Source organism: Moraxella sp. K127 (genome assembly GCF_015223095.1).
Lineage (GTDB): Bacteria > Pseudomonadota > Gammaproteobacteria > Pseudomonadales > Moraxellaceae > Moraxella.
Genome location: NZ_JADFBZ010000080.1, coordinates 1 through 6839, shown reverse-complemented (window position 1 = coordinate 6839; position 6839 = coordinate 1). Strand labels below are relative to the sequence as shown.

The following is a 6839-nucleotide window of genomic DNA, read 5'->3' as shown; positions in this document are numbered from 1 at the left end:
TTGGACTTTTTTGCAGGTGGCTCGTAGGTTAGGTTTCGTTGTCTCAACAAACGATTGACGACAGATATCATAACACAACCACCATACAACTTATAATAATTATTAGTATCATTCAAATAAACAAAATGTATGGGTGATTTTTATTTAACTTCTGAGAGTAGATTGGAAAACGATATTTTTTCTATACATTTGTGGCAACGCCTTCCCACCAAACATCATCACACCCTTACCATCAGCATCAAAGATGGTGTCGTGGTCGGAGATGTGGTAGGTGTCGTAGCCTTGACCGCCTTCTAGGTAATCGTTACCTTTGCCACCGATTATAATGTCATGACCTGCACCACCGAATAGGAAGTTGTTGTTATCGCCTGCATCTTTGGCTTTGATGGTGTCATGACCAGTGCCACCGAAGATCACTTGGGTGTTGTCATTATAAGTATCAATATTGCCATGATGTCCATCTAGGCTGGTTTCATTAACACTGATGTTTTCAGCCAAATCTTGATAGTTGTATTTATTTTGGATAAACTTCCCTGTCATTTTATCCATCATGACCGACATCATCTCGGCTCGTTTTTCTAGGTAGATTGGTGTTAGACCATTAGGATTGGTTTTGGCATGATACAGGTCAAGCTCGCCATTTGGGTTGTGTTTGGTGTGGTCAATATCCATTAGGACAAATGGATTGAGATTGACAAGGGCGTAGCGGTAGGCAAGAGCGGTTTCATCATCACCTTGGCTTAGGGTAAATAGTTCTTCTGTATCTTCCAAGCCTTGTAAGATGTTCAATAACTTACCGCGATATTCCTTAAATAACGGATAACTACCCTCCATGTGTCTGATGAGTTCTTCTGCACCTGTGATGTTCTCAGCATCATCCTTGCCTGATACCGCCTTATAAAGCTTTTTATAAGATTTTAAAGCTTTGTCAAAATCCATGCTCTTATAGTCATCAGAGCCAAATAAGATGGCGGTATCTTCTGTGATGACAGATTGACCCTGTTCATTGACAAAGTTACCCAATATCATGGTGTTAAAAGCAATGACGGCGTTAAGCTCGGTGCCTGTTAGGTGTTGGAAGATGGTGGAGTACAGAGCCTCAAATTCGTCGGCGTAGATTTCGTAGGCGGTTTGACCATCGTAGAGATATTCAAACACATCATTCCAAATCCACTCACCAACTGCATAACCAGCCTTATAGGACATATCTGTCAAGATGCCCGTAAGCACGCCACGAGCGGCAATACTAACCAAATTTTTGGCACTTAGTACAGGTATTTTTGATAAAAGCCCAGAATCCAACCCATTGTTGATAAATCTGTCAGCAGGTCCAGCCAGTTGAGAACTATAGGTTATCCAATTCATAATGTAGTTGCTGACATTTTCGCTATCAGCAGTATTTACATCTTGAACTGACATTCTGACAAATTCTGTATAATTAAAAATTTTTCCCAATAAATCAAAAACATTTGCACTAACTTCTGTATGACCAAGTACTTTGTCAAAAATTGCCTTTGGGTCATCCGTTGGATTAATCCCTAAGTCTGGATAAGTTTTAGCTATATTCTTAATGCCATCATTAATGACTGACAGAGATTTTATGACTTCATTTTTTTGAGCCATTAACAGTTTCTTGCTTTCACCAAAATTTTTTTCTAATTGGCTGTTTATTTCTTGCAACATATGAATCTTACTCCATTTGTCGGTTGCAAGTTGTATGGCTCTATCGTAGCCATTTGGTAAATTTCTGGCAAATTTCTCCAAATCAAGATTTGCTTTTGCAGCATAGAATAATATACCCTCTCCAATGGCAGCAAAAGTAATTTTGGGTAACTGACTGGCAAGTATTGCAGCTTGCTCATCAGCTGTGGATTTTCCATCATTAAGCTCTGAACCAACCGTTCTATTGGCAACAGAGCTACGAAAAGCATCCAATAAATAGGAAGCAAAACCACCTTTTTGTTCAATAGCATTACTCATGAATTAACTCCTAAATAGATTAATAAAAGGACGAAATATTAAACACAACCACCTGTACGAAATATGCAAACCAAACACATAACACAGATAAAAAAGATTCCAACCAAAAACATCAAGCCAACCTAGTTTTCCTGAGATAATGGGCAAGATTCTCATATCAAAATTCATACCTACTATGATAGCCAATATGCCAAGTAACATTACAAAATTCATAAATAACACCAATAAAGAAACCCAAATAAATCCCCAGACTTCAGAACTGGCACGACGCATTAAGTGATCGCCACTTATCCAACCAAACATTTTCCAAAATACCAGACACAAGGAATATATGACAGGCACAAAAGAAATCAGCTTGATAAAGCTCATAAACATTGCTGACTTACCAAGTTCGGAATTTAAAAAAAGCTTACCATCTTGGTAATAATCATATAACAAGTTACTTTTTGTAATGAATGCATTAAAAGAAAAGAAACTACCTCCATTTGCGGATACAGACACCACTGTTGAATTAGACTTTACCCACTCTATGATAGCAAGCACCCAATCAGGTTGCCATATCAGTGTCATATCCTTTATCCAAGCAGACACAACAAACAGCTCAAACAAGGCATAACAGCCAACAAATAGCAATGCATAGCGTTGTTTGTTGGTGGGTAGGGTATGACCTTGCTCTTGTATCAAATCGCAGACAATTTCTTTTTCTTCATCGGTTAGCTTTTCTTCTATTTCTCGCTCTAAGGTATCTAGGTATCTTTTATATTTGTTGGCTTCATAGGTGTTACAAAATATGATGAGACTGGTTATCATCAGTAGGCACACAGTCAAATACCAAACAAAATTAAGCAATAGATTTTGGGTAGAGCTAAAACTGCCTATCTCAAAACCCAGACTAACGAAACCTACTATTACCCAAAAAATAATAATCAAGGTATAATAAAAAATATGAACTTCATATAAACGATTGGACATAATCCAATCTTTGATGGTGTCGTGAGAGTGGGGCATGGGGTGTCATCCATGATAAGTTTGATAAAATATAGGGATTGTTTAGAGTGATTATGATAGCATTATGTAAATGAGATTGGTACTTATTTTTACGTTGGTTTACAAAATATCATGGTTAGGCAATGTTTACAAGCCATCGATGTCTACGGTGTCGCTTTTATCAAAACACCTTTAAATACATGCATATTTTTAAATTGATGTCGGTGATTCTGTGTTATAATAAAACGAGAACTTCATCCAAGCCGTGCTTACAAGTCAGCTTTTGTGTCCAGCCATTAAATACATCAATTCCGATAATTATTGTCACACTCATAACACCGCTTTAATGTTTAGCATCTACTCATCATTTACCAACCCAACCACACCCATCCTGCCAAAGGCACGACCCCATGACAACCATTTTAGCCGATGAAAACATCGCCCATTTGGACGATTATTTTTGCCATGATAATACCACGCTTATCAAATTAAAAGGGCGTGAGATTGACCAATCCGCCATTGACAGGCATAATCCAACCGCCCTACTCATTCGCTCGGTAACGCCCATCAATGCCGACGCCATTGCCAATCCTAATAATATTAAATTTATCGGCTCGGCAACGATTGGTACAGACCATGTGGATAATGATTTTATCCAAAAACACCATATCCATTTTGCCAATGCCAAAGGGTCAAGCAAACATTCGGTTGCCCAATACGTCATTACCGCCCTTTTAAGAAAATTTCCCAATTTAATCCATAAAAAAATCACGCTGGGCATTATTGGCTTGGGTAATATCGGAGCAACGCTTGCCAAATACGCCAAAGACTTAAATTGGGAGATTTTGGGATATGACCCTTATTTGCCAACATCGGACATTAATAATGCAAGTTTTAATGAATTATTGGCAAATAGCGATATTATCTCTATTCATACGCCATTAACAAAAACGGGTGATTATCCCACTTATCAATTATTTAATCATTCTGTTTTTAAACAATTAAAAAACAACGCCATTTTAATCAATACCGCTCGGGGCGAGATTATCAATCAAGATGATTTATTATGGGCAATGACTAATAAAAATCTGAATGTAATACTAGACGTATTTCCTTTTGAGCCAACCATTGATAAGGCACTGCTTGATAACCTTGCCCTTGCCACGCCCCACATCGCAGGCTATACCTTAGACGGTAAGTTGCGTGGGACAGAAATGATTTATCAGGCGTTTTGTGAGTATTTTAATTTGCCTATTTTACAAAATATGGATAAGTTATTACCGCCCAATCATTACCATTGGCAAACATTAAAAAATGAATTATTAAAAGGCAATACCGATATCTTAAAAAGCTATTATGACATTTTAAAAGATGACAATGAGTTACGCCACATTTGCACCGATAACGTACATGGGGCGGATTTTGATAAATTAAGAAAAAACTATGACTTAAAAAGAGAATGGCTTTATGACTAATACCGATTACCGCCCAAGCATGACCTTAGATTTGGCAATGAGTAAAGCTGAGATGATTGGCGATATTCGTCAGTTTTTTAAAAATCGGGACGTATTAGAGATTACCACACCCATACTATCCAATCATGGCAATACCGATATTTTTATAGAAAGCGTGAGCGTTAATTTTAAACAAGCTGGCAAATTAAAAACAGGCTATCTACACACATCGCCAGAATTTGCCATGAAAAGAGTATTGGCGGATTATCAAATACCGATTTATCAAATTTGTCAGGTGTTTCGTGATAATGAAAAAGGGCATAAGCATAATATAGAATTTACCATGTTAGAATGGTATCGTCCGCATTTTAGTTTGGACGATTTGGCAAATGAATTAAATGCTCTCATCGGCGTGGCACTGCATAAAAATCTGCCCTTTAAAACCTATCGCTACACCCAAGCCTTTATGGATATGCTCGGCATTCACCCCTTTTCTGCCGACATTGAGACATTACAACAAACGGCATTAAAGCAGGGCATTAACCTAGATATGGGCGATGATAAGCAAGGTTGGCTGGATTTGTTATTTAGTCATGTGATAGAGCCGACTTTGGGATTTGATTTGCCGACACTCATCACCGATTATCCTGTGGCGACTGCGTCTTTGGCAAAAGTGGCGACAGACGTGGACGGACATGCCGTTGCCAAACGCTTTGAGCTATATATCAACGGCATAGAGATTGCCAATGCTTATGATGAGCTTGCCAGTGGCGATGAGCTGTATCGGCGATTTACGCAGGATAATATTGAGCGGGCAAAACTAGGCTTGCCAACCATGCCGATTGATACAAACCTAATCCGTGCGTGCGATGACTTACCGCCATGCAGTGGCATTGCGTTGGGGCTTGACCGTCTGTTTATGGTGCGTGAGAGACTGACTGACATCAGCGGGGCGGTGATAATGATGACGGATAGGGCATGACTATTCATCCAAATCCCCCAACTCATCTATCTCCCCCAGCCACTTCGCCTGCTCTTTGGTGGGTTCAAACTGCTCCCACAAGTCAGGGCGACGCTCTTTGGTGCGTTTGACTTGCTCTAAAAACCGCCATTTGGCAATGTTGGCATGATGACCTGAAAGCAGGACATCAGGGACTTTTTTATCCTTAAAAATCAAAGGCTTGGTATAGTGGGGGCAGTCTAGTAGCCCATCGACAAAGCTGTCTTCTAGGGCGGACTTGTCATCATTCATCACGCTTGGCAGACGGCGAATGATGCTATCCATCAGCACCATCGCTGGTAGCTCGCCCCCTGTCAGCACATAGTCGCCAATGGAAATCTCGCCATCGACATAGGCACTAAGTAGCCTTTCATCAATGCCTTCATAACGCCCACAGAGCAGTATCATGCCATCAAGCTGGCTACATTCTACCACCGTCTTTTCATCTAGGGTCTTGCCCTGTGGCGACAGATAGATGACAGGGCAGGTAGGATTATCCTTACCCACGCTCCCAAAATGCTCATCGGCTAAGGCTTTGGCGTGTAATATCGCCTGCTCCAACGGCTCGGCAAGCATGACCATGCCCGGCCCCCCGCCAAAGGGACGCTCGTCAATCCGCCGATAGTTGTCCGTGGTAAAATCTCTGGGGTTAATGGTGTGTATCACCACCTGCCCCCGCCCCACCGCACGTCCTGTAATGCCGTACTCTGTGGTCGCCCCGAACATCTCAGGCAAGATACTAATGACCGCAAAAAACATAACGCCTTACCCACCGAACTTTTTGGCAAAGCCGTCAAGCACACAAGACGGCACGAACTTTGAGACATCGCCACCGAGTTTTGCCACTTCTCGCACGAGCGTGGACGAGACGAACGAATACTCTTGGGCAGGGGTCAAAAACACCGCTTCAAAGCTCTCATCTAGGCTACGGTTCATGTTGGCAAGCCCAAATTCATACTCAAAATCACTCACCGCACGCAGTCCCCGAATTACCGCCACCGCATTTTGTTCTTTGACAAAATCCACCAGTAGCCCTTCAAAACCGACCACTGATACCCGTTCATTGTCCTTAAAAATTTCCTGTACCAGTGCCACTCGTTCATCAAAGCTAAATAACGGCTTTTTGTGATGAGCGAACGCCACCGAGATGATGACTTCATCAAAGATTTTTAAGGCACGATTGACAAGGTCAATGTGTCCGTTGGTAATGGGGTCAAAGGTGCCGGGGTATAGGGCTTTTTTTGGAGTCATGGCGTTTGATGATTTGGTAAATAAGTAAAAAGTGCTTATGGTAGCAAATTTTTGGCGGTTTTGGGGATTTTATTTTAAATTTTTATAGGCATTGTTCAATAAAGGTATATTTTAAAATCTGGACGTGTAGGGGCGAACACAACGCCCAAAAATCAACACTTTATCAC

At 40.8% G+C, this 6839-nt stretch carries 6 protein-coding genes; 2 read left to right on the top strand and 4 right to left on the bottom strand.

The genetic code is table 11. From position 1 onward, the window contains the following. Positions 1–144 precede the first annotated feature (144 nt). Both IM753_RS12485 and IM753_RS12480 read right to left on the bottom strand, forming a co-directional pair. Positions 145–1980 carry a calcium-binding protein gene (locus IM753_RS12485; RefSeq protein ID WP_227713159.1) on the bottom strand — a complete coding sequence of 612 codons (1836 nt, stop codon included), beginning with the start codon at positions 1978–1980 and terminating at the stop codon, positions 145–147. 3 nt (positions 1981–1983) lie between these two features. Next, positions 1984–2988 carry a hypothetical protein gene (locus IM753_RS12480; protein ID WP_194109419.1) on the bottom strand — a complete coding sequence of 335 codons (1005 nt, stop codon included), beginning with the start codon at positions 2986–2988 and terminating at the stop codon, positions 1984–1986. A 389-nt stretch (positions 2989–3377) separates the two neighbouring features. Between IM753_RS12480 and IM753_RS12475 the strand changes: the two genes are divergently transcribed. Both IM753_RS12475 and epmA read left to right on the top strand, forming a co-directional pair. Further along, the gene (locus tag IM753_RS12475; protein ID WP_065256726.1) at positions 3378–4442 is read left to right on the top strand and encodes a 4-phosphoerythronate dehydrogenase; all 1065 of its coding nucleotides are present in this window, start codon (positions 3378–3380) and stop codon (positions 4440–4442) included. After that, positions 4435–5403, top strand: coding sequence for an EF-P lysine aminoacylase EpmA (epmA, locus tag IM753_RS12470; protein WP_062498939.1), 969 nt, complete (start codon positions 4435–4437; stop codon positions 5401–5403). The genes IM753_RS12475 and epmA overlap by 8 nt, the downstream gene beginning before the upstream one ends. Here the strand turns inward: epmA and trmD are convergent, their stop codons facing one another. Both trmD and coaD read right to left on the bottom strand, forming a co-directional pair. Continuing rightward, a complete protein-coding gene (gene trmD, locus IM753_RS12465) occupies positions 5404–6180 on the bottom strand; it encodes a tRNA (guanosine(37)-N1)-methyltransferase TrmD (protein ID WP_062498940.1) in 777 nt (258 codons plus the stop codon). It lies immediately after the preceding gene. Positions 6181–6186: 6 nt separating this feature from the next. Next, positions 6187–6672: a pantetheine-phosphate adenylyltransferase gene (coaD, locus tag IM753_RS12460; protein ID WP_062498941.1), complete on the bottom strand. Its 486-nt coding sequence runs from the start codon at positions 6670–6672 to the stop codon at positions 6187–6189. Positions 6673–6839 lie beyond the last annotated feature (167 nt).

Coding starts and splice junctions, on each gene's coding strand:
- epmA (WP_062498939.1), top strand. CDS start 4,435: ATGACTAATACCGATTACCGCCCAAGCATGACCTTAGATTTGGCAATG.
- IM753_RS12480 (WP_194109419.1), bottom strand. CDS start 2,988: ATGCCCCACTCTCACGACACCATCAAAGATTGGATTATGTCCAATCGT.
- IM753_RS12485 (WP_227713159.1), bottom strand. CDS start 1,980: ATGAGTAATGCTATTGAACAAAAAGGTGGTTTTGCTTCCTATTTATTG.
- trmD (WP_062498940.1), bottom strand. CDS start 6,180: ATGTTTTTTGCGGTCATTAGTATCTTGCCTGAGATGTTCGGGGCGACC.
- coaD (WP_062498941.1), bottom strand. CDS start 6,672: ATGACTCCAAAAAAAGCCCTATACCCCGGCACCTTTGACCCCATTACC.
- IM753_RS12475 (WP_065256726.1), top strand. CDS start 3,378: ATGACAACCATTTTAGCCGATGAAAACATCGCCCATTTGGACGATTAT.